The sequence below is a fragment of the Paraburkholderia caledonica genome (assembly GCF_000383275.1).
GTDB classification, from domain to species: domain Bacteria; phylum Pseudomonadota; class Gammaproteobacteria; order Burkholderiales; family Burkholderiaceae; genus Paraburkholderia; species Paraburkholderia caledonica.
The window spans coordinates 233954-259171 of record NZ_KB911036.1; the positions used below are offsets into that span (position 1 = coordinate 233954).

Below are 25218 nucleotides of genomic sequence, written 5' to 3' on the forward strand. Positions count from 1 at the left end.
GACACCCCACGCAAAGCATAGAACCCGAACACTCATTCGAACCGTTCCAAACGAACCGGCGAACGCAAAGCACACGCTTGCCCTATAATCGAACGATCGTTCTTAAACGTTCAAGTGGCCTGTGCGCGGGCTGTCAGCTTCGCCACGGTGCAAGCCGCATGCCGCTACACTCATCAACAGCCGGGCGCTTTGCGCACCGGTAGTCAATCAGGAGACCCGCACTATGGCATTGCCCGCCGTTCTACAAAATCTGGCGTTGCCTGTCGTCGCCTCGCCGATGTTCATCGTCAGCTATCCGGAGCTCGTGCTGGCGCAGTGCAAGGCCGGCATCGTCGGTTCGTTCCCCGCGTTGAATGCACGCCCCGCCGAACTGCTCGACGAATGGCTCACGCAATTGCAGGCGCAACTCGCCGAACATAAGGCGGCGAATCCCGACTCGGTGATCGGACCGATTGCCGTCAACCAGATCGTCCATCAGTCGAATACGCGGCTCGAACACGACGTGCGGGTCTGCGTCGAGCACAAGGTGCCCATCTTCATTACGAGCCTGCGCGCGCCGGCGCGCGAGATTGTCGATGCAGTGCACAGCTACGGCGGAATCGTGCTGCATGACGTGATCAATCTGCGGCACGCGCAGAAGGCGCTGGAAGCGGGCGTGGACGGTCTGATTCTGGTTGCGTCGGGCGCGGGCGGTCATGCAGGCACTACTTCGCCGTTCGCGCTGGTCGGCGAAGTGCGGCGCATTTTCGACGGCCCGATCGTGCTGTCGGGATCGATTGCGAACGGCGGCTCGATTCTCGCCGCGCAAGCCATGGGCGCCGACCTTGCGTACATGGGAACGCGCTTCATCGCGACGAAAGAGGCGCACGCGGTGGACAGCTACAAGCAGGCTATCGTCAACTCCACCGCGTCGGACATCATCTACACGAACCTGTTCACGGGTGTGCACGGCAATTACATTCGCGAGAGCATCGTCAACGCCGGGCTCGATCCGGACGCGCTGCCCGAATCGGACAAAACCAAGATGAACTTCGCGAACGACAAGGCGAAGGCGTGGAAAGACATCTGGGGCGCGGGCCAGGGCGTCGGCCTGATGGACGACGTGCCGAGCGTGGGCGAACTGGTCGAGCGTCTGTCGAAGGAATACGACGACGCAAAGGCGCGACTCGGTATCCGGCGCTGACTCCGCCAAGGGTTGCGCGCGGTTGCGGGGGTGGCTGCAGGCGCTCGCTGACGGCCGCGGCAGCCCGCCTGCAGTCCGCCGCTTTCGCTACATATTCCGACGATACTGCCCGCCCACTTCGAACAGCGCGTGCGTGATTTGCCCAAGCGAACACACGCGCACCACATCCATCAGTACCGCAAAGACGTTTTCGTCGTCGATCACCGCGCGCTGCAGACGCTCGAGCGCGGCCGGTGCGGCGCCGCGATGCCGCGCCTGGAAATCGCGCAGACGTTTTAACTGGCTTTGCTTCTCTTCTTCGGTGGAGCGGGCGAGCGCAATTGGCGTCGGCGCTTCGTGCGGCTTCGCGCTCACAAACGTGTTCACGCCGACAATCGGATACGAGCCGTCATGCTTGCGATGCTCGTACAGCATCGACTCGTCCTGAATGCGCCCGCGCTGATAACCGGTCTCCATTGCGCCGAGCACGCCGCCGCGCTCGGTCAGCCGGTCAAATTCGGCGAGCACCGCTTCTTCGACGAGGTCGGTCAGTTCGTCGATCACGAAGCTGCCCTGATTCGGATTCTGGTTCTTCGCCAGCCCCCATTCGCGGTTGATGATCAACTGGATCGCCACCGCGCGTCGAACCGACTCCTCGGTGGGTGTGGTGATCGCTTCGTCGAACGCATTCGTGTGCAGCGAGTTGCAGTTGTCGTAAATGGCGATCAGCGCTTGCAGCGTGGTGCGGATATCGTTGAAGTCGATCTCTTGCGCATGCAAGCTACGGCCCGAGGTCTGCACGTGATACTTGAGCTTCTGACTGCGTTCGTTCGCGCCGTAACGCTCGCGCATCGCGATCGCCCACACGCGCCGCGCAACCCGGCCGAGCACCGTGTATTCCGGGTCCATGCCGTTGGAAAAGAAGAACGACAGATTCGGCGCGAAGTCGTCAATCGACATGCCGCGCGCCAGATATGCCTCGACATACGTGAAGCCGTTAGCGAGCGTGTAGGCGAGTTGCGAGATCGGATTCGCGCCGGCTTCGGCAATGTGATAGCCGGAGATCGACACGGAATAGAAGTTGCGCACGCGGTGTTCGACAAAATACGCCTGAATATCGCCCATCACCTTGAGGCTGAACTCGGTCGAAAAAATGCAGGTGTTCTGGCCTTGGTCCTCTTTCAGAATGTCGGCCTGTACCGTGCCGCGTACGTTCTCCAACGCCATGCGGCGCGTCTCGGCGAGTTCGTCCTCGCTCAGTGCCCGGCCCAGTTGCTGTGCCTGGCGCGCGATCTGCTGATCGATCGCGACGTTGAAGAACATGGCGAGTATGGTCGGCGCCGGGCCGTTGATCGTCATCGACACCGACGTCTGCGGCGCGCACAGATCGAAGCCGTCGTAGAGCGCATGCATGTCGTCGAGCGTCGCGACCGATACGCCCGAGTTGCCCACCTTGCCGTAGATGTCGGGGCGCTCGTCCGGCTCTTCGCCGTAGAGCGTGACCGAGTCGAACGCGGTCGAAAGACGCTTGGCCGGCATGCCCTCGGACAGCAGCTTGAACCGCCGGTTGGTGCGCGACGGATCGCCTTCTCCAGCGAACATTCGCGTCGGGTCTTCGTTCTCGCGGCGGAAAGGAAAGACGCCTGCAGTGAACGGAAAGTAGCCCGGCAGATTGTCGAGCATCAGCCAACGCAAAATCTCGCCGTGGTCGACGAATTTAGGCAGCGCGACTTTGCGCAGCTGTGTACCCGATAAGGTCGTGGCCGTGAGCGCGGTGCGTATCTCGCGGTCACGAATGCGGACCACGTGGTCATCGCCCGAGTAGGCGGCGACAGTTTGCGGCCACGCGTCGAGCAGTTTGCGCTCGTGCTCGCCGAGCGCTGTGGTGCGTTGCTCGATGAGCGCGTCGAGCGAGGCTAGCGAGGCTTGCGCATCGTGCGCGTCTGCGCTCGCTTCCCCAAGCATCCGGCGCGCTTCCACGAGTTGCCAGCGCTCGCGAGCAACGCCGGCTTGCTGATCGACCCGCTCGCGATAAGCGTGGATGGTCTGTGCGATTTCCGCGAGATAGCGCACGCGCGCAGGCGGCACGATCGCATGACGGCCGCTCGAAAAGCGCACGTCGGCGGCAATCGACAAACGGCCGCCTCCTGAGCGCAGGCCGTGTTTGCGCAGCGCTTCGGCGATGTACTGGTAAAGCGCGGTCACGCCGTCGTCGTTGAAGTGCGAAGCGATCGTGCCGAACACCGGCATTGCCTCGGGCGATTTCGCAAAGTCGGCGCGGTTACGCTGCACCTGCTTCGCGACATCGCGCAACGCATCTGGCGCGCCCTTGCGGTCGAACCTGTTGATCGCGACGGCGTCGGCGAAGTCGAGCATGTCGATCTTCTCCAACTGGCTGGCCGCGCCGAATTCGGGCGTCATGACATACAGCGATTCGTCAACGAACGGCACGATGGCCGCGTCGCCCTGACCGATCCCTGACGTTTCCACGACGATCAGGTCGAAGCCAGCCGCCTTGCACAGCATCAGCGCGTCGGGCAGCGCGTCGGAGATTTCGCTCGACGCCTCGCGCGTCGCCATGGAGCGCATATAGACGCGTGCACCGCCGCCCCAGTCGCCGATTGCGTTCATGCGGATGCGATCGCCGAGCAGCGCGCCGCCGGACTTGCGGCGCGACGGGTCGATGGCGAGCACGGCGATGGTCAGCGTGTCGCCGTAATCGAGCCGGAAGCGGCGGATGAGTTCGTCGGTAAGCGACGATTTGCCCGCGCCGCCCGTGCCGGTAATGCCGAGCACGGGAACTTGCACTGCCTGAGTAAGAGCGGAGAGCTCGGCGCGCTTCGACGACGCTACGCCGCCCGTTTCGAAGGCGCTGATCAGTTGAGCGAGCCGGCGGAACACGAGCGAACTCGCGTCGAGCGAATCGGCGCTGCTTGTTTCGCCCCTTACCTGCGCGCTCGAACGCAGGTGCAACAGGGGCTGACCGGTCACACTGGCGAGCCATTCGCCGACTGCGCCGGTCCGCGCTGTGGCGTCCTCGCGGGCCGCTGCCGAGCAGCGCGCGATCATGTCGTCGATCATTCCTTGCAGGCCAAGCCGCTGGCCGTCGTGCGGCGAATAGATCTTTTCGACTCCGTAGTTTTCCAGCGCGACGATCTCTTCGGATACGATCACCCCGCCGCCGCCGCCGAACACCTTGATGCGCTCACCGCCGCGCGCTCGCAGCAGATCGACCAGGTAGCGGAAGTATTCGTTATGGCCGCCCTGGTAGCTCGACACCGCGACGCCGTCCGCGTCTTCCTGGAGCGCGGCGGTCGCGACTTCATCGACGGAACGGTTATGGCCTAGATGGATGACTTCGACGCCGCTCGCTTGCAGGATGCGGCGCATGATGTTGATCGACGCATCGTGGCCGTCGAACAGGGCTGCGGCGGTGACGAAGCGCAAGCGCCGGCCGGCGGGCAGCTCGTGACTGGCGGCGCGCTGCGGCGTGGACAGATCGGTCATGTCTCCCCCAGATCGTTACGCTGTTTGCGTGTGTGGGTGCTGGCAACCAGTATAACGAAACGGATGGGCGCGGCTCCGGCGGTTTGCGGCGTGGGGCGGTTGCCAACGGGCTTTGCCAGAGCGCTATCTCACGGCCAGCGCCTCGATCTGTTCGAGCGACGGCCACAGCGACTCGTTCGCAAACCGCTCCGCGAGGAAGTCCACGAACGAGCGCACCTTCGCGGACAAATGGCGCCGGCTCGCGTACACGACATGAATCGGCAACTCGCGAGGCGGCACTTCATCGACGAGCACAGGCACGAGACGCCCTTCTGCCAGATCGGCGCCGATCACTTCGGTGCCGAGCAGCGCGATGCCCGCACCGTGCAGCACCATCACGCGCTGCGCCTCGAGATGATTGACGATCAGATTGCCGGACAGGCGCACGCGCGCGGCTTCGCCGGTGGCTTGCAGGACGTCGAGCGCCGACACGCCCGTGTATTGCAGAATGTTGTGGCGCGCGAGATCGGCGACGGTCTTCGGCGTGCCGCGCCGGCGCAGATACTCCGGCGACGCGCACAGCAGCAGATGCGCCATCGCGATCTGCCGCGCGATCAGCGACGACGACTTGAGGCCGCTCGGCGAAGCGCGGATCGCAACGTCGAAGCCTTCGTCGATCAGCTCGACCACGCGGTCCGACAACGTGATGTCGACGGTGACTTGCGGATACTGCGCGGCGTAGTCGGCGACGGCGGCCATCACGTGACTCAGCCCGAATGCCGACAGCGACGACACCCGCAAGCGCCCTTGCGGCACGACGCTCGCCGCCCCGACAACCTGCTCCGCTTCCTCGAGTTCGGTGAGCACCTGACTCAGGCGCTCGTAGTATTCGCGGCCCGCCTCGGTCGGCGCGACGCGGCGCGTGGTGCGGTTCAGCAGACGCGCGCCGAGTTGCTGTTCGAGATGCATCACATGCTTGCTTGCCATAGCCGCAGACATCTCCATCCGTTCAGCCGCGCCCACGAAGCTGCCCACCTCGACCACTTGCCGGAACACTTTCATGCTGACGAGGGTGTCCATCCGAATCGCTCGCTATAGGAATTAATCGGCGTTATTTTGCCCGGTTTATCAAAGAGCCGATGGCGAAACGACTGGCCGGAGTCGCGTCAGAAGTCGGAAAGACCAAAGCCCGTGTTCCGTGAGGAACGCGGGCTTTGGAGGTTGTGAGCATGGGGCCAGGCGCGCGGCAGTCGCCGCCCGCCGGCCAGTTCAGCTACGCGGCGGCGCCTAGAACTTCGCGCGCAAGCCGACGCCGTACGTATTGCCGCTCGACTGGCTGCTGATGTGGTCGTACAGGTAAGCCGCGTACACGTCGGTGCGCTTGGACAGCGGGTAGTCGTAACCGATCGCCGCGGTCTGGCGCGTCTGGTCGAAGCCGCCGCCGTCGCGCGAATAAGCGTACGACGCCATCACCGAGCCCGGACCCGCCGGCACCGTGACGCCGCCCTGCGCGGTGTTCACGTGCCAGCTCGTCAGCGTCTGGTCGTTGTGCGTGTACATGTACTGGCCGAACAGCTTCACGTACTTGAGGTCATACGAGACGCCGACTTGCGCGACGCTCTGCGCCTTCAGGCCCGGCACGCCCGAGGAATCGAAGCTGCCCAGGTCTCCCGGCGTGTTGTTGAAGTTCACGTACTGATAGACCGCGGTCGCGGCAAACGGGCCGTGGAAATACAGAACCTGGCCGCTCCACTTCTTCGCGCCGTTCTGCGTCGTGTTACCCAGCGCATACATTGCGCTCGCCGACAGGCCGTTGAAGTTCGGCGACTGATATTGGACCGCGTTATTCCAGCCCGAGTCGCCGGTTACGCCTTGATCGGTCGAGTAAGTCGGGAACGTGCCGAGCCCGAGATACACGTGATAGACCATCGGCGAGAAGACGTAGGAGTCGATGAACGGGTTGAACAGGATCGTCGACACGAACAGTTCGGTGGTCAGCCGACCAGCGGTAACCGTGCCGTACGGCGATTCGATACCGACGTACGCGTTACGCGAAAACATCGTGTCGCCGGTGAAGCGGCCGTACTGGCCGTTCTGCGCGCGGAAGAAGCCTTCGAGCGTAAAGATCGCCTTGTAGCCGTTGCCCAGATCCTCAGCCCCTTTCAAGCCCCAGTACGACGTCGACATCCCGCCGCCGGACACCTGCACAGACGTCTTGCCGCCGGGAAATTTCTGCGCGCCGACCCATTCGTCCACCTGACCGTAGAGTTGCACGCTCGACTGCGCAAAAGCAGACGATGCACTGGCCAGCAAAGCGGCACACGCGGTTGCCTTAAGGGTGGTCTTCAGCGCACGGCTGATGCCTGTTTTCATGGATTCTCCAGTCTTTGTCAAAAGGGGTGTGGCTGTGCGAAAGGGCAAGCTCGCGCGAACCATTGTTGTTGTCCGTTCGATCGTCGAGCCAATCTGGGCGGGGACCATCTTTGCGGACCATTTTTATGAACAAAAATATCGCTGGTTATTGCGGGTATATCGGTCTGATTAGTTTTGTCGCTTATCGGCCTGCTACAGACCGTCACGCGCCCATGTTCGCGGCGCCGCCACAGACACGTCGGGCCGCCCGAAGCTGCGCGCGCTATGCGCAAGGCGCCCGATAACGCTTCAAATGACATGCTGATGACGCGCCGCCGCATAACCGCCCAAATTTGACGACGGGAGACGGTCTGCTGCCGAGTGTTTTCAAAAAAGTGTGGCGTCGAAACGTCACATTGCGCGCGGGGTTTCGAGGTGAGTTAAAGCGTAATGCGCGCACTAAGCCAATTGAAAGACGCGTGAATTAAGAGAGCTTGGGGCAACGGGTGTTGCCGAGGAGTGAATGCGGTGGGAACCGGCGCCGGGGATCTGCTGGGGAGATTGCTTCAACGTAAAGCCCAGGCGGGCTTGGCTCCGAGCCTAGTTCCGGTAGGGAGAGCTCTCGGGCGGGCGGCTGTCGTCGCCTTGTCGCTGAACGGCGCGCAGTGCACCGCGTTCTTCGTTATAGCGGGCGACGTCGGCCCGGATCGATCCCGAGCGAACCGGCGCGTTGGGCTGCGGCCGCTGTCCGGGGCGCGACTCTGCGCTAACCGGTTGAATGACACCGATGTACGGTATGCCGCCGCGACCGTCGCCTGGATATGCGCCCGGTCCGGCGACGCGATGCATGCCTGCGCCCGGAGCGCCGGAGGGGTCGAGGCCACGCTCGACGTTGCGACCAACGTCGCGGTTCACGTAATTGCCGTGACCATAGCTGTCAGCACCGAAGCTCGCGCCACCGTGCGGCATGCCCGGCCCTTTCGCATAGGCGAACGAGCACAGCGCGACGATTACCGCGCCCCACGCCAGGTGCTTCGTTCTCGACAACCCGTCCACCAGTGACTCACTTGCCCGAAGACTTGCCTGAAGCCCACCGTTCGAGCTGCGATGGACTTGTTGAGGGACTGGCGCGGGCGCTGCGGACAGGTCGCAGCGCAGAGCATCCCGACGGCCTTTGATCGGTAATTTATGGTCACCGGCAGAGGGTGTCGAGCCAAAAAGTGTTAGGCCTCGCCTGCTCTTGTAACACGTTGTTACTGCGACGTTTTTCTACGACACAACCCTTGCTAAAACCGCCTTAAAAGCGGCAGTAGATCAACGGGAACGCCTTCGCGAAAGGCGAAAAAGCAACGATGCAAACTGCCGCCGAATCGCGATAAATAAGTGGGGGACGCAGACTCACCGGAGCACCCAACTCCGAGATGTGCGCACTCAACGACCGGTGGTTCACAACCGCAATCGTCGCTCTGGCGAAAATGCACCGCGCTCATCAATCAATTCGGCAAATGAATTTGCCGTTTCAATCGGTTTAGACGGACAATAGGGGTTTTCCATAGCACCGACGCCGGCGCTTTCGCGCACGCGCCTTGCGTGCAATCCCGCATCACCGATTTCGAGAATCCGACATGGCCCGCCCGAAACTGCTTCCCGATAACTTCACCCTGTGCCTGGTCGGCACGGTGATACTGGCCAGCCTGCTGCCGGTTCACGGTCAGGCCGCCGCAGGGTTCGACTGGGTGACGAACATTGCGGTCGGCCTGCTGTTCTTCCTACACGGCGCGAAGCTTTCTCGGGAAGCGATTGTTGCGGGCGCGACGCATTGGCGTCTGCATCTGGTCGTACTGCTCAGCACGTTCGCGCTGTTTCCGCTGCTCGGCCTCGCGCTTAAACCGCTCCTGTCGCCACTTGTCACGCCTGCGCTCTACGCCGGGATCCTCTTCCTCTGCACGCTGCCGTCGACGGTTCAGTCCTCTATCGCCTTCACGTCCATCGCCAAAGGCAACGTTCCGGCCGCGGTTTGTAGCGCGTCGGCCTCGAGCCTGCTCGGCATCTTCATCACCCCCGCACTCGTCAGTGTCCTCGTCACGAATCAGGCGGCGGGCGGTAGCTCTCCTTGGCACACCGTGGGCAATATCGTGCTGCAGTTGCTGGTGCCGTTCGTGGCGGGACAACTGCTGCGCCCGCTGATCGGCAAGTGGATCGAGCGGCATCGCGGCGTGCTGAAGTTCGTCGATCAAGGTTCCATTCTGCTGGTCGTGTATGGCGCGTTCAGCGAGTCCGTGACCGAAGGCCTGTGGCATCAGATCCCGCTCTCCGCTTTGGGCGGTGTGCTGCTCATCAGCGTGGTGCTGCTCGCGCTCGCGCTGGGCATGACGATTTTCGTGAGCAAGCGGCTCGGCTTCAGTCGCGCGGACCAGATCACCATCATCTTCTGCGGCTCGAAGAAAAGTCTCGCCGCCGGCGTGCCCATGGCCAAAGTCATCTTTGCCTCGCAGGCGGTCGGCGCGGTCGTTCTCCCGCTCATGCTGTTCCACCAGATCCAGTTGATGGTCTGCGCCGCGCTCGCGCAACGGTGGGGCGCTCGCGACACCAGCGGAGAAACCCGCGCCGCCTCGCGCGAGCGAGCTGCTGCCGCCGTCGCCCGCCGTTGAATACGCGCGCAATGCAGATAGGACATTCATAAGCGCCCTCCCTGAGCGTCGTTTTCCAAAAGCCGCCTTGCGCGGCTTTTGGTTATTTCACGCTCATCGGCGACGGTTGTCGCCTCGGCCAGATGGCATAGGCGGTTTCCTGGGCGCCTCCTAGCCAACTTCCTGAAGCGCCTCCAGCCCGCGCACAACCGCGCGCGACGACTCACCACAGCGCAAACGCACCACACCAGTGCAACGCTTCACTAAAAGTTCACTTAATTCTCCGCAGCGCAGGTCGATAAGCCGAAGGTCCATCGCTACGTCAACCTGCCATGCAACTTCGCTCGCCCTCCGGAATCGCTGCGCCGCGCATCGAGGACCTGATTGCCCGGCGTGATCTGTCCGCCGTATTCCAGCCGATCATCGACTTCGAGGACGGCGCGATTCTCGGCTACGAAGGCCTGATTCGCGGGCCGGCCGGCACATCGCTCGAGACGCCATTCGCGCTCTTCTCGCAAGCGCTCGTGGAAGGCTGCACGATCGAACTCGAACAGGCCGCCGCGCGCGCCTGTATCGACGCGTTTGCGAGACTGGGCTACGACGGCAAGCTGTTCCTGAACTTCAGCGCAGGTGCGCTTCGGCGTCTGGCCGCCGTACCCGACGACACACTCGCGCTGCTGCGCCATCGCGGCGTCGATCCGCAGCGAATCGTGATCGAGTTGACGGAGCAGAGCATGATTCCCGACATCGGGAGTTTCCTGCCGGTGATCGCTTCGTTGCGCACGGCAGGCGCGCAGTTCGCACTCGACGATTACGGCACCGCGAACGCGAGCATGAATCTGTGGGTGCGACTCCAACCGGACGTCGTGAAAATCGACCGCTTCTTCATTCACGATATCGCCTGCGATCCCTTGAAGTTCGAGGCCGTTCGCGCAATGCAGCACTTTGCGAGCGCGAGCGGCGCGCGCCTCGTGGCCGAAGGCATCGAGAACGAGGCGGATCTGATCGTCGTGCGCGACATGGGAATCGGCTGCGGGCAAGGCTTTTTCTTTGGCCGTCCGCATGCGCAGCCGGCCAGCAAAGTCACCGACGACGCCCGCGACGCCTTGCGCGCAGGCCACATCGCCGTATTTCCCGAGGCGACGCGCACGCTCGGCGGCGCGTCGCCATCGGGCGGCATGGCGTCGGAAAAGATGCTCGTGCACGCGCCTGCATTGCCGCGCCAGGCAACCAATAACGACGTGCTGGAACTCTTCAACCGTCTGCCCGATCTGCACGCGGTCGCCGTGGTCGAGCATGACGAACCGGTTGCGCTGATCAACCGCCGCAGCTTCATGGACCGCTACGCGCTGCCATATCACCGCGAGTTGTTCGGCAAGCGGCCATGTCTGCTCTTCGCGAACGCCTCGCCGGTAGTGATAGAGAAATCGATGACCGTCGAGCAGATGGCCAAGCTCCTCGCAAGCGACGATCAGCGCTATCTCGCCGATGGCTTCGTCATCACCGAAAACGGCAAGTACGCGGGACTCGGCACTGGCGAGAACCTCGTGCGCGCGGTAACCGAGGTCCGCATTGAAGCGGCGCGATACGCTAACCCGCTGACGTTCCTGCCGGGCAACATCCCGATCAGTTCGCACATTGCGCGGCTCGTTGGCAATCACGCCGGCTTCTATGCCTGCTACGTGGACCTGAACCACTTCAAGCCATTCAACGATCAATACGGCTACTGGCAAGGCGACGAGGTATTGAAGTTCGCCGCTGCGGTGCTCGCCGACGTCTGCGATCCAACGCGCGACTTTCTCGGTCACGTGGGCGGCGACGACTTCCTTATCCTGTTCCAGAGCGACGACTGGCGCGAGCGCGTGCTGCGCGCGATTCACGTATTCAACGAGGGCGCGCAGCGCTTCTACGCGCCAACCGACCGTCTGGCCGGCGGCATTCACGGCGAAGACCGGCGTGGCAACCCGACCTTCTTCGGCTTCGTCACGATGGCAATTGGTTGCGTACGCGTGGAGCCGGAGCCGGCCGGCGGCGCGTCGCTCTATAACAGCGAGGAAATTGCCACGGTCGCGGCGCTGGCCAAGCGGCGGGCGAAGCTCGAACCCAGCGGATTCGTGCTGATCGACGCGGAAGAAAGCGTGGCCTTGTTGCGCGGGCAGTCAGACGCAACGGCGACGTCCGCCGATTGACGACGTTGCGCCGGCCGTTTTGAAAGACCGCATTCCGAAGTTCGGCTAACGCCATTGCGCACGCTCGGGACAGACCGGGTCGCGTGAAAAGTGCACGTGTTTAGCAATTTTACTAAACAACAAAATACAAAAAATACCAACAACTACGGGTATTTACGGGTGCTATTGGCGACCCTACAAAGCTGTTTGACGGCCGTTTTACTATACAATCGCCCGGACCCAAACATGTGCGGCCGCCCTGTCACGGCCGCCTGCTTCGATGGCGATAACCATCCGCGACGTCGCGCGTGCGGCCAGCGTGTCGATCGGCACCGTCTCACGCGCACTGAAAAACCAGCCGGGCCTGTCCGAGGCCACACGCGTGCGCGTGGTCGAGGCCGCGCGCGAACTGGGCTATGACGCGGGCCAATTGCGTCCGCGCATCCGCCGTCTAACGTTTCTGCTGCACCGCCAACACAACAACTTCGCCGTCAGCCCATTCTTTTCGCACGTCTTGCATGGCGTGGAAGACGCCTGCCGGGAGCGCGGAATCGTGCCGTCGGTGCTAACCGCCGGTCCCACTGAAGACGTCATCCAGCAGATGCGCCTGCATGCGCCCGACGCCGTAGCGATTGCCGGCTTCGTCGAACCGGAGACGCTTGCCACGCTCGTCGCGATGCAGCGTCCGCTCGTGCTGATCGATCTCTGGGCGCCCGGTTTGCGTTCGGTGAATCTCGACAACGCGGCCGGCGCCGCGCTTGCGATGCGGCATCTGTTCGAACAGGGGCGCAAGCGGGTGGCGTTCATCGGCGGATCGCTCGCGCACTTCAGCATCGCGCAGCGCGCGCTCGGTTATCGGCGTGCATTTTTCGAAGCCGGACTTCTATTCGACCCGTCGCTCGAAGTCACGATCGACGCCGGACTCGATCCCGACAGCGGTGCGGCCCGGGCGATGCAGCAACTCCTCGATGCGCCCGGCCCACGCCCAGACGCCGTGTTCGCCTACAACGACGCTGCCGCGCTCGCGGCGCTGCGCGCCTGTTTCGCGCGCGGCGTGCGCGTGCCGGAGGACATCGCCATTATCGGCTTCGACGACATTCCCGCCGCCGCTCACGCCACGCCGCCGCTGTCCACCATTGCGGTCGACAAGGAAGCGCTCGGCCGCCGCGGCGTGGAGTTGCTGCTCGAAGACGCGCCGGCCGAAACAGAAGTCCGCGTGCCCGTTCATCTCATTGCCCGTGCCAGTACTTTGGTGAAAACGCCATGACGCTATCCGCTACGCCTCCTTCCGCCAACGGCGCGCCTGTCGTGCCGGCCGTCGCCAGCTTTCGCAGCCGCGAGTTTCTGCTCTCTCATGTCGAGGACACGCTGCGCTTTTACGCGCCCAATGTGTTCGATTCGAGCGGCGGCTTTTTCCATTTCTTCCGCGACGACGGTTCCGTCTACGACAAAACCACGCGGCATCTGGTGAGCAGCTGCCGCTACGTCTTCAACTACGCGATGGCGTATCGGCAGTTCGGCGACCCGAAGCATCTGGAATACGCGCGCCACGGCCTGCAATTTCTGCGCGACGCGCATTGGGACGGGCAGCACGAAGGTTACGACTGGGAAATCGAATGGAGCGACGGCAGGAAGCGCACGCTCGACGCCACGCGCCACTGCTATGGCCTCGCGTTCGTGCTGCTCGCGTACTCGCATGCGGCGATGGCTGGCATCGAGGAAGCCAAGCCGATGATCGGCGCGACGTTCGAATTGATGGAGCATCGCTTCTGGGACGCCGCCGCCGGTCTCTACGCCGACGAAGCATCGCCCGAATGGCGTGTGAGTTCGTATCGCGGGCAAAACGCGAACATGCACACCACCGAGGCCTTGCTCGCCGCGCACGAAGCGACCGGCCATCTCGTGTATCTGGACCGCGCCGAGCGCGTGGCGTCGAACATCACGCTGCGTCAGGCAAAGCTGTCGCAAGGGCTCGTGTGGGAGCACTTTCACGCGGACTGGTCGGTCGACTGGCATTACAACGAGGAAGACAGCTCGAACATTTTCCGTCCGTGGGGTTTCCAGCCCGGGCATCAAACGGAATGGGCGAAGCTGCTGCTGATTCTGGAGCGCTATCGTCCGCTGCCCTGGCTCTTGCCGCGCGCAATCGAACTGTTCGACGCGGCGATGACGCACGCATGGGACGAAGACCATGGCGGCCTGTATTACGGCTTCGGCCCCGACGGCACCGTGTGCGACCACGACAAGTACTTCTGGGTCCAGGCGGAAACTTTCGCGACCGCCGCGCTGCTCGGCAAGCGCACCGGCAACGAGCGCTTCTGGGACTGGTACGACGAGATCTGGCGCTATAGCTGGGCGCACTTCGTCGATCACAAATACGGCGCGTGGTATCGCATCCTCACCTGCGACAACCGCAAGTACAGCGACGAAAAGAGTCCGGCCGGCAAGACCGACTATCACACCATGGGCGCATGCTACGAGGTGCTGACGCATGCGCTGGCCGACGGCTCAACCGCCGCGGCCGTCTCCACGGAGCACGCAAAATGAGCCACGTGTCCAACGAACTGCCCGTCTTCGTTTCGGCGGGCGATATCCTCACCGATCTCGTGCGCACGGGCGCCTCGCAATGGCTATCGCGTCCCGGCGGCGCGGGCTGGAACGTGGCGCGTTGCGTCGCGCGGCTCGGCTTGCCGACCGCCTGCGCGGGCTCGCTCGGCGTGGACAATTTCTCCGACGAACTGTGGGACGCGAGCGTCGCGGCAGGGCTCGACATGCGCTTCATGCAGCGCGTGGAGCGCCCGCCTTTGCTCGCGATCGTTCATCGCACGCATCCGCCTGCTTACTTTTTCATGGGCGAGAACGGCGCCGATCTCGCCTTCGATCCCGCGCATCTGCCGGCAGGCTGGATGCAGCAGGTGAAGTGGGCGCACTTCGGCTGCATCAGTCTCGTGCGGCAACCGCTCGGCGACACGCTCGCCGCGTTGGCCGCCGAACTGCGCTCGCGCGGCGTAAAGATCAGTTTCGACCCGAACTACCGGAATCTGATGGAGCACGGGTACGAGCCCACGCTACGCAAAATGGCGGCGCTCGCCGACCTCATCAAGGTATCGGACGAAGACCTGCGCCTGCTCTTCAAGACCGACGACGAAGCGCATGCGCTTGCCCAGTTGCGCGCGATGAATCCGGCCGCCACCGTACTCGTCACCCGTGGACCGGAAACGGCTGTGCTGATCGACGGCGCGGCGACTTTCGAGGCGCGACCGCCGCGCGTCGAGGTGGTGGATACGGTCGGCGCCGGCGATGCGTCCATCGGCGGCTTGCTGTTCAGTCTGATGACCGCTTCGCAGCGCGCGTGGCCGGAGCATCTGGCGTTCGCATTGGCGGCCGGCGCGGCAGCTTGCCGGCACGCGGGCGCGCATGCGCCGTCGCTCGATGAAGTCGTCGCGCTGCTGTAACGCTCGGGCGTTATCTTTCCGGTTGGACAGGCGCGCGTCGTCGCGAGGCGCCGCGCCACGGGGCTTCAGCCGAAGCGCCATTGCCGTGCTAGGATGAAATCACCGGAACCTTTGGAACAAGGAGCGACGCCATGGAGGACATCACCTACACCAAAGGCATCTACACGGCCACTGCAACGGTGAGAGAGGTCGGCGCGGACACCTGGCAGGGCGTAGTCACACTCGCGCGCGACGAAGGCGAGGCGAGCCAGGACCAGGAAACCACGGTCTATGAAGTCGAAGCTACCTCGTCCACACCGGGCGAGGCGCTGGAAGAAGCGAAGGCGCTCGCTCATCGCATACTCGGGGAAATCGAACTCTAGGCAGACCGGCGCGGCGCATCTTGCGGCCCGCCACCTGAAAGCAATGGTCGGAGGCGATCATGGTTGAGCAGCTCTTCCTCTACGGCGTGTACTCGATTCACGTCCGCCCAATCGAACTCAGCGGCGCGCGCTGGGACTCGGAATACGAAATCAGGCATCGGGAGAAAGCGGTCAAACCGTGGACGACCATCGGCGGCGACAACGGTTACGCCGACGAAGCACAAGCCATCGCTGCGGCACACCAGCAAGCCGTCGACGACATCGAGCACGGCGCAGGCATTCCGAAGCCGCGAGCATTTCCTTAAAGCAGAGCCCAGGTCGTCCGCGCCGGCGTTAGCGCTTGCGCCGCCGCTAGCAGGCATCGCACACGGCATTTGAACGCGGCATTCAGGCGATTCCAAATGCTGCGGAAGCGCCCTGCCGCACCGCCCCGGCGTAGAAAACGCACGCCTTCTTTCGCTCAAGTTCGACGCGCTGAAGATCGCGCTCCGCGAGCGAGGCCGCGTGCTACGCTTGCGCCGTTTTCATCTCCACGAGTACGCGATGGCTACTGAACCGTCGGACCGTTTTGCCCGCATCGGACGCGAGAAAGTCAGCGCAGAAAATAGCCCTTCGCGCGGCAGCCGCGAACTGCGCCTGGACGACCGCGTGGTGATCGCGCACGGCATGCCGACGCGATTCTGGCAGGACCTTTATCACCGCGCGCTGGTGGTGCGCTGGCCGATGTTTTTCGTCAGCCTCGCGGTGATCTTCCTGTTGCTGAACACCACGTTTGCCGCGCTCTATATGCTCGGCAACGCGTCTATTGCCAACCAGTATCCGCCGGGTTTCGGCGGCGCGTTTTTCTTCAGCGTCGAAACGCTGGCCACGGTCGGTTATGGCGACATGCATCCGCAAACGGTGTACGCGCACTGGATCGCGACGCTTGAAATTTTCGTGGGTATGTCGAGCATTGCGTTGGCAACCGGTCTGATTTTCGCGCGCTTCTCGCGTCCGCACGCGAAGATCATGTTCGCCCGCTACGCGATCATCCGGCCGCTCGACGGTCACATGACCTTGATGGTCCGCTCGGCCAACGGGCGCCAGAACGTGATCGCCGAAGCACATGCACGGCTGCGCATTATGCGTCGCGAAACGACTCCAGAAGGTTATACGCTGCGCAAGCTTTACGACCTCACACTCGTGCGCGATCAGCATCCGGTCTTCAAGCTCGGCTGGAGCATCATGCATGTGATCGACGAAACAAGTCCGCTTTTCGGCGAGACCGCCGAGACGCTAAAAGCAAGCGACACGTCGCTGCTGCTCACGCTTGAAGGCGTCGACGAATCGACGTCGCAGACCATGCAGGCACGCCACATGTGGACATGCGATCAGATCTACTGGCAGCACCGTTTTGTCGACATCATGAGCGAACGGGACGGCGTGAGCCATATCGACTATTCGCATTTTGACGAGATCGTGCCGCTGGATGAGGCGCCTGTGAGAGCCGCCGTATCGAACGTTTGATCGGCTAAACCACGGGCCGAGCCATCGCGCGTATCCCACCAGGGCATACCCGAATCCACCGTTCGCGTGGCATATCTATCTCAAAAGAGGCTTAAAACCGGGCGCTCCTCGCGCTCATTCGCCGACGCCAAAGCAAAGTAGAAAAAATCCACTCCGATTGGCGCTAAAAAATAGAGTCTCTTTCGCTGCGGCCCCCACGTCTGCCCGAGGACGCGCGCCGAAGATACAAACAGCATCCATCACGTATGGGATTGGAGACTCACCTATGACCGCTCGCCTGCCCATCGACGGCACGCCCGCTCTTTCCGACTACAAGCTGTCCGACAATCTCACCGCAACGCGCGGCCGGATTTTCCTGACCGGCACCCAGGCGCTGGTGCGCCTCGCGCTCATGCAACGCTCGCTCGACCGCGCGCGCGGCATGAACACCGCGGGCTTCATCAGCGGCTATCGGGGTTCGCCGCTCGGCATGGTCGATCAGCAATTGTGGAAAGCGAAGAAACTGCTCAGCGCGAGCGATATTCGCTTCCTGCCCGCCATCAATGAAGAACTCGGCGGCACCGCCGTGCTCGGCACGCAGCGCGTGGAAGCGGACCCGGAGCGCACCGTCGAAGGCGTGTTCGCCATGTGGTACGGCAAGGGCCCCGGCGTGGATCGCGCGGGCGACGCGCTGAAGCACGGCAACGCGTACGGCTCGTCGCCGCACGGCGGCGTACTGGTGGTAGCCGGCGACGATCACGGCTGCGTGTCTTCGTCGATGCCGCATCAGAGCGACTTTGCGATGATGGCGTGGCACATGCCGGTCGTGAATCCGTCGAACATTGCGGACATGCTCGAATTCGGGCTGTACGGCTGGGCGCTGTCGCGGTTTTCGGGCGCGTGGGTCGGCTACAAGGCGATCTCCGAAACGGTCGAATCCGGTTCGACGGTCGATCTGGATGCGCTGCGGACAGACTGGAGCGCGCCGGAGGATTTCGAAGCACCCTCGGGCGGCCTGCACAATCGCTGGCCCGATTTGCCGAGCCTCACCATCGAATCGCGCATGCACGCGAAGCTCGACGCCGTGCGTCACTTTGCTAAAACGAACAGCATCGACAAATGGATCGCGCCGAGCCCGCATGCGAACGTGGGCATCGTCACATGCGGCAAGGCGCATCTGGATCTGATGGAAACGTTGCGCCGCCTCGACCTGACCGTTGCCGATCTCGACGCGGCCGGTGTGCGCATCTACAAAGTTGGGCTGTCGTTCCCGCTGGAAATGATGCGCATCGACACGTTCGTCGAAGGGCTTTCCGAAGTGCTCGTGATCGAGGAGAAAGGCCCGGTCATCGAGCAGCAGATCAAGGACTATCTGTACAACCGCACGCAAGGCGCGCGGCCGGCCGTGATTGGCAAGCAGGCGCAAGACGGCAGCATGCTGCTCTCGTCGCTCGGCGAATTGCGGCCTTCGCGCATCTTGCCGGTGTTCGCCAACTGGCTCGCGAAGCACAAGCCCGCATTGGATCGCCGCGAACGTGTGGTCGATCTGGTCGCGCCGCAAATTCTCTCCAACGCCGCGGACAGCGTGAAGCGCACGCCGTATTTCTGCTCGGGCTGTCCACACAACACGTCGACGAAAGTGCCCGAAGGCTCCATTGCACACGCAGGCATTGGCTGTCACTTCATGGCTTCGTGGATGGAGCGCGACACGACCGGCCTCATCCAGATGGGCGGAGAAGGCGTGGACTGGGCGTCGCATTCGATGTTCACGAAGACGCGCCACGTCTTCCAGAATCTCGGCGACGGTACGTACTTTCACTCCGGTATTCTCGCGATCCGTCAGGCGGTCGCGGCGAAAGCCACCATCACGTACAAGATTCTCTACAACGACGCCGTTGCGATGACGGGCGGCCAGCCCGTGGACGGCAGCATCTCCGTGCCGCAGATCGCGCGTCAGGTGGAAGCGGAAGGCGTATCGCGCTTCGTGGTGGTCAGCGACGAGCCGGAGAAATACGACGGCCATCACGATCTTTTCCCGAAGGGCACGACGTTCCATCACCGTAGCGAAATGGACACCGTGCAGCGCGAGTTGCGCGACACCGACGGCGTGACCGTGCTGATCTACGACCAGACGTGCGCCGCGGAAAAACGACGTCGCCGCAAAAAGGGCGAATTCCCCGACCCCGACAAGCGCCTCTTCATCAACGAAGAAGTCTGCGAAGGCTGCGGCGATTGCGGCGTGCAGTCCAATTGCCTGTCGGTTGAACCAGTGGAAACAGCATTGGGGCGAAAGCGTCGCATCGATCAATCGTCGTGCAATAAAGACTACTCGTGCGTGAACGGTTTTTGCCCGAGCTTCGTGACCGTCGAAGGCGGCAAACTGAAAAAAGCCGCAGGCGCCGCGTTCGATCCGCAAGCATTGGCTGAACGCATCAACGCGTTGCGGCTGCCTGCAACGCAGCTCGATGCCGCACCGTACGACATCCTGGTGACGGGCGTCGGCGGCACGGGCGTCGTGACGGTCGGCGCATTGATCAGCATGGCTGCGCATCTCGAAGGCAAGAGCGCGTCGGTGCTCGACTTCATGGGCTTTGCGCAAAAGGGCGGCTCGGTGTTGTCGTTCGTGCGCTTTGCCGCACGCGACGAGTGGCTCAACCAGGTTCGCATCGACACGCAGCAAGCGGACGTGCTGCTCGCCTGCGACATGGTGGTCGGCGCGAGCGCCGATGCATTGCAGACGGTGCGTCATGGCCGCACGCGCATCGTCGTCAACACGCATGCCATTCCGAACGCGACGTTCGTGCAGAACCCGGACGCCACGCTGCATGCCGACGCGTTGATCGACAAGATGCGCCATGCAGCGGGCGCCGAACGCATGTCGACTTGCGACGCGCAGGCGCTCGCCACGCGTTTTCTCGGCGACACCATCGGCGCTAACATTCTGATGCTCGGTTATGCGTGGCAGCTTGGTCTCGTGCCGGTGTCGTTCGGCGCGTTGATGCGCGCAATCGAACTGAACAACGTGGCCGTGCAGATGAATCAACTGGCGTTTTCCATCGGACGGCTTGCTGCGGAAGACCCGGCCGCGCTCGAATCGCTGTGGCAGGCGCGGCACGCCGCGAAGCAGACAGTGCGCATCGATACGCTCGACGAACTGATTGCGCATCGCGAAGGCCGTCTGCAAATTTACGGCGGCGCAAGCTATGTGAAGCGCTATCGTGCGCTGGTCGATGCTGCGCGTCGCGCGGAAAGCGCGATCGGCGCAAACAGTGAACGCGTAACGCGTGCGGTGGCTACGACGTTCTATCGTCTGCTGGCAGTGAAAGACGAATACGAAGTTGCGCGCCTGCATACCGATGCCGCGTTCCGCGAAGCACTCGAGGCGCAATTCGAAGGCGTGGCCGGCAAGGACTTCGGCATCAACTTCAACCTCGCGCCGCCCGCACTCACGCGCGCGCATTCGGGTGCGAATCCGACGAAGAAAACCTTTGGCCAATGGATGTGGCCGGTCCTCGGCGTACTCGCCAAGGTGCGCGGCCTCCGCGGCACGATGCTCGACCCGTTTGGCCGCACGCTCGAGCGCAAGATGGAGCACGAACTCGCGGACGACTACGAAACCACGTTGCAGCGAGCGCTTGCCAAGCTTAACGCCGACAATCTCGACGACGTCGCGAAGCTCGCCGATCTGCATGCCCGTGTGCGCGGTTATGGCCATGTGAAGCTCGCGAATCTCGCGGGCGTGAAGCGGGGCGAGCGCGATCTCGCCGCGCGTCTGCAGATCGAAGCGGCGACGGGAACGTCGGTTAAAAAATCGCTGGAGGAAGTGAAAGGCGCCGGGCAGTTGCGCGGCATTCCTGTGGTAGTGGCGAAGTAAGCGCTACGAGGCACCGGCCTTGCCGACGCCTACAACAAAGCCGCTCGTGCACATGCACGCAGCGGCTTTTTTTTGCCTGGCGATTCAGCCCGCGCGCTAGCTTTTCGCCTCGGCATCCAGCAATGCCCTCACCTGAGCGACCTTTTCGCTATCGACCGGGGCGAGCCCGTTACCGCCGATGCGGACGCCCGACCCGAAGTGCACCGCTTCGACTCGCGTCCTGCTCACGAAGCCCGCAACCGCATCGACAGTCAAACCCGCGCCTGCCAGCACCGTGCAGCGCGATCCCGCCGCCTGGCGCGCCAGTTCGCGAATGGTCGCTTCGGCATCGAGCACCGAGGGCTTGCCGCCCGAGGTCAGCACATTCGTCACCGCATCGAAACCGAGCAGCACGTCTAGCGCTTTTTGCTGATGGCGAGCTTCGTCAAACGCACGATGGAAAGTGATCGCGAGATCACCGGCGGCGTCGATCGCACGCGCAAGTTGTTCGCGGTCGATCTCGCCATCCGCGTTCAACATGCCGATCACCACACCGTTCGCGCCCGCCGCCTTCACCGCTTGCACGTCGCGCAGCATCACCGCGAAGTCGTCGGCGTCGTTGACGAAAGAACGGCTGTGGGGGCGCACGATCACGTTGACAGGAATGCTGACCGCATCGACCACCGCTTCGATCAGGCCGATGCTAGGCGTCAGTCCGCCCTCGCCCATCGCGGTCACGAGTTCGAGCCGGTCGGCGCCCGCTTGCGCGGCGCGCCGTGCGTCGGCAACAGTAGTGGCAATGACTTCGAGTAGAACGGACATGAGCGCAGCCGGGTGTCGTTGAAAACGACATCATCGCAGAAGCGCTATTCGTCGATCCAGTCGATGTCGCCGCACAGCACGCAGGTCTGCGCCCCGACGCGCGTCGCCACCGACAACGTCACGCATGGCAACGCTTCGTTGATCGACAGATACGGACGCGTCACATGCACGCGCTCGGGCGAGTTGATTGCATCGCGAAAGTACGGACGACGCAGCCAGTTCGCCCCTTGCGCATCGGCAAGCGGCAGGAAGCGCGTTTCATGCGCCGCGCGATCGGCCCGCAGCACGACGTTGCGCCCCGCCTGCCGCCCTTTCGCGTCGAGCAGAAAGCAGCGCGCGGCGTGATCGAGCGCGAGGAAATTCCAGCACACTTCTTCGAGCGGCTCGCCTGCAGCAAGCCGCTCGGCCGCGCGTTCGAATGCGCGCAGATAGGGAGCGAGGCGGCTCGCGGTGCGGCGCTCGTGTGCTTCCGTCTGATCGCGATAACGTTCGGTTAGCTCGCCAATGCAGGTCGCCGCGTGCGTTGCGTCGGCCGCCCCCGGGTTCGGGCGTCCAAAGAAAAACCCTTGAACGAAGTCGGCGTTGCAGGCAAGCGCCATTTGCGCCTCGTGTTCCGTTTCCACGCCTTCGACAAGCACGAGCTTGCCCGCTTCATGCAGCAACGCGACGAGGCCCGGCAGAATCGTTCCCATGTCGGCCCGATGCGCCGCGTGCGACAGCATGATGCGATCGAGCTTCACAATGTCCGGATTCAATTGCCAGATGCGCTCGACGTTCGAATGTCCCGCGCCGAAATCGTCGAGTGCGATCAGGAAGCCGCGCTCGCGGAATTGACGCACGGCGTCCGCGAGACGCTCCAGATCTTCAGCGCGCTGCTCGAGCACTTCGAGCACGATGCGCCTTGGAGACAAGCCGAGGCGCTTGAGCGTAGCGAGTAATGCAGCGGACAGATACGGATCGGTGAGCGCGCCGGGGTGCACGTTGAGAAACAGCCACTCGCGCTCGGCGCCTAGCACTTTGAAGTTTTCCAGATGCAGCGTCTGCGCGAGACGGTCCAGCTGTAACACATCGCCCACGCGCGCCGCCTCGCCGAACACGTCGAGCGGCGAAACCGGCCGGTCGAGCATGTCGTGCGCGCGCAGCAAGCCTTCATAGCCGACCGCCCGCATATGCGACAGACTGAAGATGGGTTGAAACACGCTCGTGAGCGTCAGCTCGCCGTGCTGCACCGAGAAGCGCTCCAGGCCGGACGTCATTTCGACGTCGAAGCCGTGGCGCGCGCTGGCCGTCCTTTCCTGTTGCGCAATCGTCATGCAATCCTCTCACGCGAGAGCCGGGCCGGTCGAACGCGGGTGCGAACAACCCACGGCGCCATTGCTCCAAAATGTGCGTCATCGATATGGCTTAAGCAAGCTCCATGCGCGCGTTCGCGCACATAGCCATGTAACTCGCGTGAAAGATTGCACCGGCGGCATGGCACGTGCGCCAAGGCAGGGCGCGGACGCACCTTTAGCGTGCAGCGAGGAATGGCTGATCTTGCGGAGCGCCAGGCGGCCCTCGTGGAGTCGCTAAGCACGCCGCGCGGCGCGGTCACGCTGCGCAGGTCAAACTCACAAGCTAAACTCGCGGTCTACGCCTGGCGCTCGTGCTGCGCCGCGCGGCGCACGCCGACACGCCACATTCCGCTTGCGTGCCGGCCTTGCGAGGTGCGACGCGCCGGCGCAAAAATCTTTGTCCGCCTCTCCGTTATCTTCCCAAGTCTCGTACCGATGGAAATTGTCTTCACCGTATTGATTCTTCTGCTTGCCGTGGCCGGGTCGGGTGTCGTGACCCGCCTCGCGCCATTGCCGTTGCCGCTGGTTCAGATCGCAATCGGCGCGATGCTCGCCTGGCCGAAGCTCCGATTGCACGTCACGTTCGATCCGGAAATCTTCATGATGCTGTTCATTCCGCCGCTGCTGTTCGCGGACGGTTGGCGCATTCCGAAGCGCGAATTTTTCATGGCGCGCCGCTCGATCCTGATGCTCGCGCTCGGCCTTGTGTTCATGACGGTGCTCGCCGTCGGCTACTTCGTGCATGCGCTGGTACCGTCGATGTCGCTGCCCGTCGCGTTTGCACTTGCCGCCGTGTTGTCGCCGACCGATGCGGTCGCACTCTCCGGCATCGCGGGCAAGGGCAAGATTCCAGGCAGGCTGATGCACATCCTGGAAGGTGAAGCGTTGATGAACGACGCCTCCGGCCTTGTCGCGCTGAAGTTCGCGATTGCCGCCGCGCTCACCGGAGTCTTTTCATTGCGCGACGCGTCGATCAGCTTCGTGATCATCGCGGCGGGCGGTCTCGCGACGGGCGCAGCGGTGAGCTGGCTGTTCAGCTTTATCGCGGTGCGCTTTCTGAATCTCGCCGAAGAAGGCGACCCTGCGCCCGGCGTCATCATGACGTTGCTGATTCCATTCGCCGCATACCTGATCGCAGAACGTCTTGAGCTGTCGGGAATTCTCGCAGCGGTCGCGGCCGGCATGATGATGAACTACACGACGCTTGCGACGTCCGGGCCGGTGGCATCGCGAGTGCGCGCGAGCAGTACGTGGACCATGATCGAGTTCGTCTTCAACGGGATGGTGTTCATTCTGCTGGGGCTTCAGTTCCCGCACATTCTCGGACGCGCGCTGCTCGATGCGCATGAAACGAGCAACGCGCAAGTCGGGCTCCTGATCGGGTACATCGCGGCTGTTGCAGCGGCGCTCTACACGATGCGCTTTGTGTGGGTGTGGTTGCTGCGCTGGTTCGCGAGCCGCGGCGCGGCGCGCCAGGGCGTCGCGAACGCGGTGCCGGGATTGCGCACGGTGGGAGTCACGACAGTCGCGGGCGTGCGCGGCGCCGTGACATTGGCAGGCGTGTTGTCGCTGCCGGAGATGCTGCCGGACGGCGCACCGTTGCCTGGGCGCGACCTCGCGATATTCATCGCATCGGGCGTGATCCTGTTGTCGCTGGTCGTCGCTGTCTTCGCGTTGCCGCTGCTATTGCGCGGATGGCGTCGCGGTAAAGACCCGCATGCTGCGGAAGAAACGCTTGCACGTGTGATGGCCGCGCAAGCCGCCATTCGTGCTGTAGACGACGTGCATGACAAGGAGTGCGCGAACCTCGACGAATCCGCCTCGGCATATGCGGCCGATGTCACCGCGCGCGTGATGGACATTTATCGTCGCAGGCTCGCCGCACTCGGCGAGGAGCGGGAACCGCGCGAGATGGCACGGCGCGCCGACGCATTGGAGTTTCGCATGAAGCTCTCGGCGATGCGCGCGGAGCGTCAGGTGCTTCTCAGCTTGCGCAGCAGTCAGGCCATCAACGACGAGACGTTCAACAAGCTCATGCGCGAAGTGGATCTGTCGGAGACGGCGCTGACCGCGCGCAGGAAGTGAAGCCGGCTACTGCTCGAGTTGCGG

At 63.2% G+C, this 25218-nt stretch carries 17 protein-coding genes; 11 read left to right on the forward strand and 6 right to left on the reverse strand.

The genetic code is table 11. The features are described from left to right. The first annotated feature begins 223 nt into the window (after window positions 1-223). Window positions 224-1183 (forward strand): NAD(P)H-dependent flavin oxidoreductase, encoded by a 960-nt coding sequence (locus H281_RS0110915; protein WP_020067147.1) that lies wholly within the window; start codon window positions 224-226, stop codon window positions 1181-1183. A gap of 87 nt (window positions 1184-1270) precedes the next feature. Here H281_RS0110915 and icmF read toward each other — a convergent pair whose 3' ends face one another. The 4 genes from icmF to H281_RS0110935 all read right to left on the reverse strand — a co-directional run bounded on the left by icmF (window position 1271) and on the right by H281_RS0110935 (window position 8056). Further along, window positions 1271-4669: a fused isobutyryl-CoA mutase/GTPase IcmF gene (gene icmF, locus H281_RS0110920; RefSeq protein ID WP_020067148.1), complete on the reverse strand. Its 3399-nt coding sequence runs from the start codon at window positions 4667-4669 to the stop codon at window positions 1271-1273. A 123-nt stretch (window positions 4670-4792) separates the two neighbouring features. Then, window positions 4793-5728 carry a LysR family transcriptional regulator gene (locus tag H281_RS0110925; RefSeq protein WP_020067149.1) on the reverse strand — a complete coding sequence of 312 codons (936 nt, stop codon included), beginning with the start codon at window positions 5726-5728 and terminating at the stop codon, window positions 4793-4795. A gap of 207 nt (window positions 5729-5935) precedes the next feature. Beyond that, a complete protein-coding gene (locus H281_RS0110930) occupies window positions 5936-7021 on the reverse strand; it encodes a porin (RefSeq protein WP_020067150.1) in 1086 nt (361 codons plus the stop codon). 579 nt (window positions 7022-7600) lie between these two features. Then, complete coding sequence (locus H281_RS0110935) at window positions 7601-8056, reverse strand: hypothetical protein (RefSeq protein ID WP_020067151.1); 456 nt, start codon at window positions 8054-8056, stop codon at window positions 7601-7603. Between the two features lie 569 nt (window positions 8057-8625). Between H281_RS0110935 and H281_RS0110945 the strand changes: the two genes are divergently transcribed. The 9 genes from H281_RS0110945 to H281_RS0110985 all read left to right on the forward strand — a co-directional run bounded on the left by H281_RS0110945 (window position 8626) and on the right by H281_RS0110985 (window position 20974). Next, complete coding sequence (locus H281_RS0110945; RefSeq protein WP_020067153.1) at window positions 8626-9651, forward strand: bile acid:sodium symporter family protein; 1026 nt, start codon at window positions 8626-8628, stop codon at window positions 9649-9651. A gap of 311 nt (window positions 9652-9962) precedes the next feature. Further along, window positions 9963-11819 carry an EAL domain-containing protein gene (locus H281_RS0110950; protein WP_020067154.1) on the forward strand — a complete coding sequence of 619 codons (1857 nt, stop codon included), beginning with the start codon at window positions 9963-9965 and terminating at the stop codon, window positions 11817-11819. Between the two features lie 259 nt (window positions 11820-12078). Beyond that, window positions 12079-13065: a LacI family DNA-binding transcriptional regulator gene (locus tag H281_RS0110955; protein WP_020067155.1), complete on the forward strand. Its 987-nt coding sequence runs from the start codon at window positions 12079-12081 to the stop codon at window positions 13063-13065. Continuing rightward, on the forward strand, window positions 13062-14345 hold the full coding sequence (locus H281_RS0110960; protein WP_020067156.1) for an AGE family epimerase/isomerase: 1284 nt from the start codon (window positions 13062-13064) through the stop codon (window positions 14343-14345). The genes H281_RS0110955 and H281_RS0110960 overlap by 4 nt, the downstream gene beginning before the upstream one ends. Further along, window positions 14342-15253, forward strand: a complete 912-nt coding sequence (locus H281_RS0110965; RefSeq protein ID WP_020067157.1) for a carbohydrate kinase family protein — start codon at window positions 14342-14344, stop codon at window positions 15251-15253. Before H281_RS0110960 ends, H281_RS0110965 begins: the two co-directional genes overlap by 4 nt. A 131-nt stretch (window positions 15254-15384) precedes the next feature. Continuing rightward, complete coding sequence (locus H281_RS0110970; protein ID WP_020067158.1) at window positions 15385-15615, forward strand: hypothetical protein; 231 nt, start codon at window positions 15385-15387, stop codon at window positions 15613-15615. A 59-nt stretch (window positions 15616-15674) separates the two neighbouring features. Continuing rightward, window positions 15675-15920: a hypothetical protein gene (locus H281_RS0110975; RefSeq protein WP_020067159.1), complete on the forward strand. Its 246-nt coding sequence runs from the start codon at window positions 15675-15677 to the stop codon at window positions 15918-15920. Window positions 15921-16158: 238 nt separating this feature from the next. Then, the gene (locus H281_RS0110980) at window positions 16159-17121 is read left to right on the forward strand and encodes an ion channel (RefSeq protein ID WP_020067160.1); all 963 of its coding nucleotides are present in this window, start codon (window positions 16159-16161) and stop codon (window positions 17119-17121) included. A gap of 265 nt (window positions 17122-17386) precedes the next feature. Beyond that, complete coding sequence (locus H281_RS0110985) at window positions 17387-20974, forward strand: indolepyruvate ferredoxin oxidoreductase family protein (protein ID WP_020067161.1); 3588 nt, start codon at window positions 17387-17389, stop codon at window positions 20972-20974. A 96-nt stretch (window positions 20975-21070) separates the two neighbouring features. On the opposite strand, the gene H281_RS0110990 is transcribed toward H281_RS0110985, so the two are convergent. Continuing rightward, window positions 21071-21775, reverse strand: a complete 705-nt coding sequence (locus H281_RS0110990; protein WP_020067162.1) for a copper homeostasis protein CutC — start codon at window positions 21773-21775, stop codon at window positions 21071-21073. 44 nt (window positions 21776-21819) lie between these two features. After that, window positions 21820-23088 (reverse strand): sensor domain-containing phosphodiesterase, encoded by a 1269-nt coding sequence (locus H281_RS0110995; RefSeq protein WP_020067163.1) that lies wholly within the window; start codon window positions 23086-23088, stop codon window positions 21820-21822. Window positions 23089-23544: 456 nt separating this feature from the next. Here H281_RS0110995 and H281_RS0111000 point away from each other — a divergent pair, with 456 nt between their 5' ends. Next, window positions 23545-25194 (forward strand): Na+/H+ antiporter, encoded by a 1650-nt coding sequence (locus H281_RS0111000; protein ID WP_027804486.1) that lies wholly within the window; start codon window positions 23545-23547, stop codon window positions 25192-25194. Window positions 25195-25218 lie beyond the last annotated feature (24 nt).

Bases quoted from the DNA above. Each gene is read 5' to 3' on its own strand.
- H281_RS0110915 (WP_020067147.1), top strand. From the start codon at position 224: ATGGCATTGCCCGCCGTTCTACAAAATCTGGCGTTGCCTGTCGTCGCC.
- icmF (WP_020067148.1), bottom strand. From the start codon at position 4,669: ATGACCGATCTGTCCACGCCGCAGCGCGCCGCCAGTCACGAGCTGCCC.
- H281_RS0110925 (WP_020067149.1), bottom strand. From the start codon at position 5,728: ATGGACACCCTCGTCAGCATGAAAGTGTTCCGGCAAGTGGTCGAGGTG.
- H281_RS0110930 (WP_020067150.1), bottom strand. From the start codon at position 7,021: ATGAAAACAGGCATCAGCCGTGCGCTGAAGACCACCCTTAAGGCAACC.
- H281_RS0110945 (WP_020067153.1), top strand. From the start codon at position 8,626: ATGGCCCGCCCGAAACTGCTTCCCGATAACTTCACCCTGTGCCTGGTC.
- H281_RS0110950 (WP_020067154.1), top strand. From the start codon at position 9,963: ATGCAACTTCGCTCGCCCTCCGGAATCGCTGCGCCGCGCATCGAGGAC.
- H281_RS0110955 (WP_020067155.1), top strand. From the start codon at position 12,079: ATGGCGATAACCATCCGCGACGTCGCGCGTGCGGCCAGCGTGTCGATC.
- H281_RS0110960 (WP_020067156.1), top strand. From the start codon at position 13,062: ATGACGCTATCCGCTACGCCTCCTTCCGCCAACGGCGCGCCTGTCGTG.
- H281_RS0110965 (WP_020067157.1), top strand. From the start codon at position 14,342: ATGAGCCACGTGTCCAACGAACTGCCCGTCTTCGTTTCGGCGGGCGAT.
- H281_RS0110970 (WP_020067158.1), top strand. From the start codon at position 15,385: ATGGAGGACATCACCTACACCAAAGGCATCTACACGGCCACTGCAACG.
- H281_RS0110975 (WP_020067159.1), top strand. From the start codon at position 15,675: ATGGTTGAGCAGCTCTTCCTCTACGGCGTGTACTCGATTCACGTCCGC.
- H281_RS0110980 (WP_020067160.1), top strand. From the start codon at position 16,159: ATGGCTACTGAACCGTCGGACCGTTTTGCCCGCATCGGACGCGAGAAA.
- H281_RS0110985 (WP_020067161.1), top strand. From the start codon at position 17,387: ATGACCGCTCGCCTGCCCATCGACGGCACGCCCGCTCTTTCCGACTAC.
- H281_RS0110990 (WP_020067162.1), bottom strand. From the start codon at position 21,775: ATGTCCGTTCTACTCGAAGTCATTGCCACTACTGTTGCCGACGCACGG.
- H281_RS0110995 (WP_020067163.1), bottom strand. From the start codon at position 23,088: ATGACGATTGCGCAACAGGAAAGGACGGCCAGCGCGCGCCACGGCTTC.
- H281_RS0111000 (WP_027804486.1), top strand. From the start codon at position 23,545: ATGGAAATTGTCTTCACCGTATTGATTCTTCTGCTTGCCGTGGCCGGG.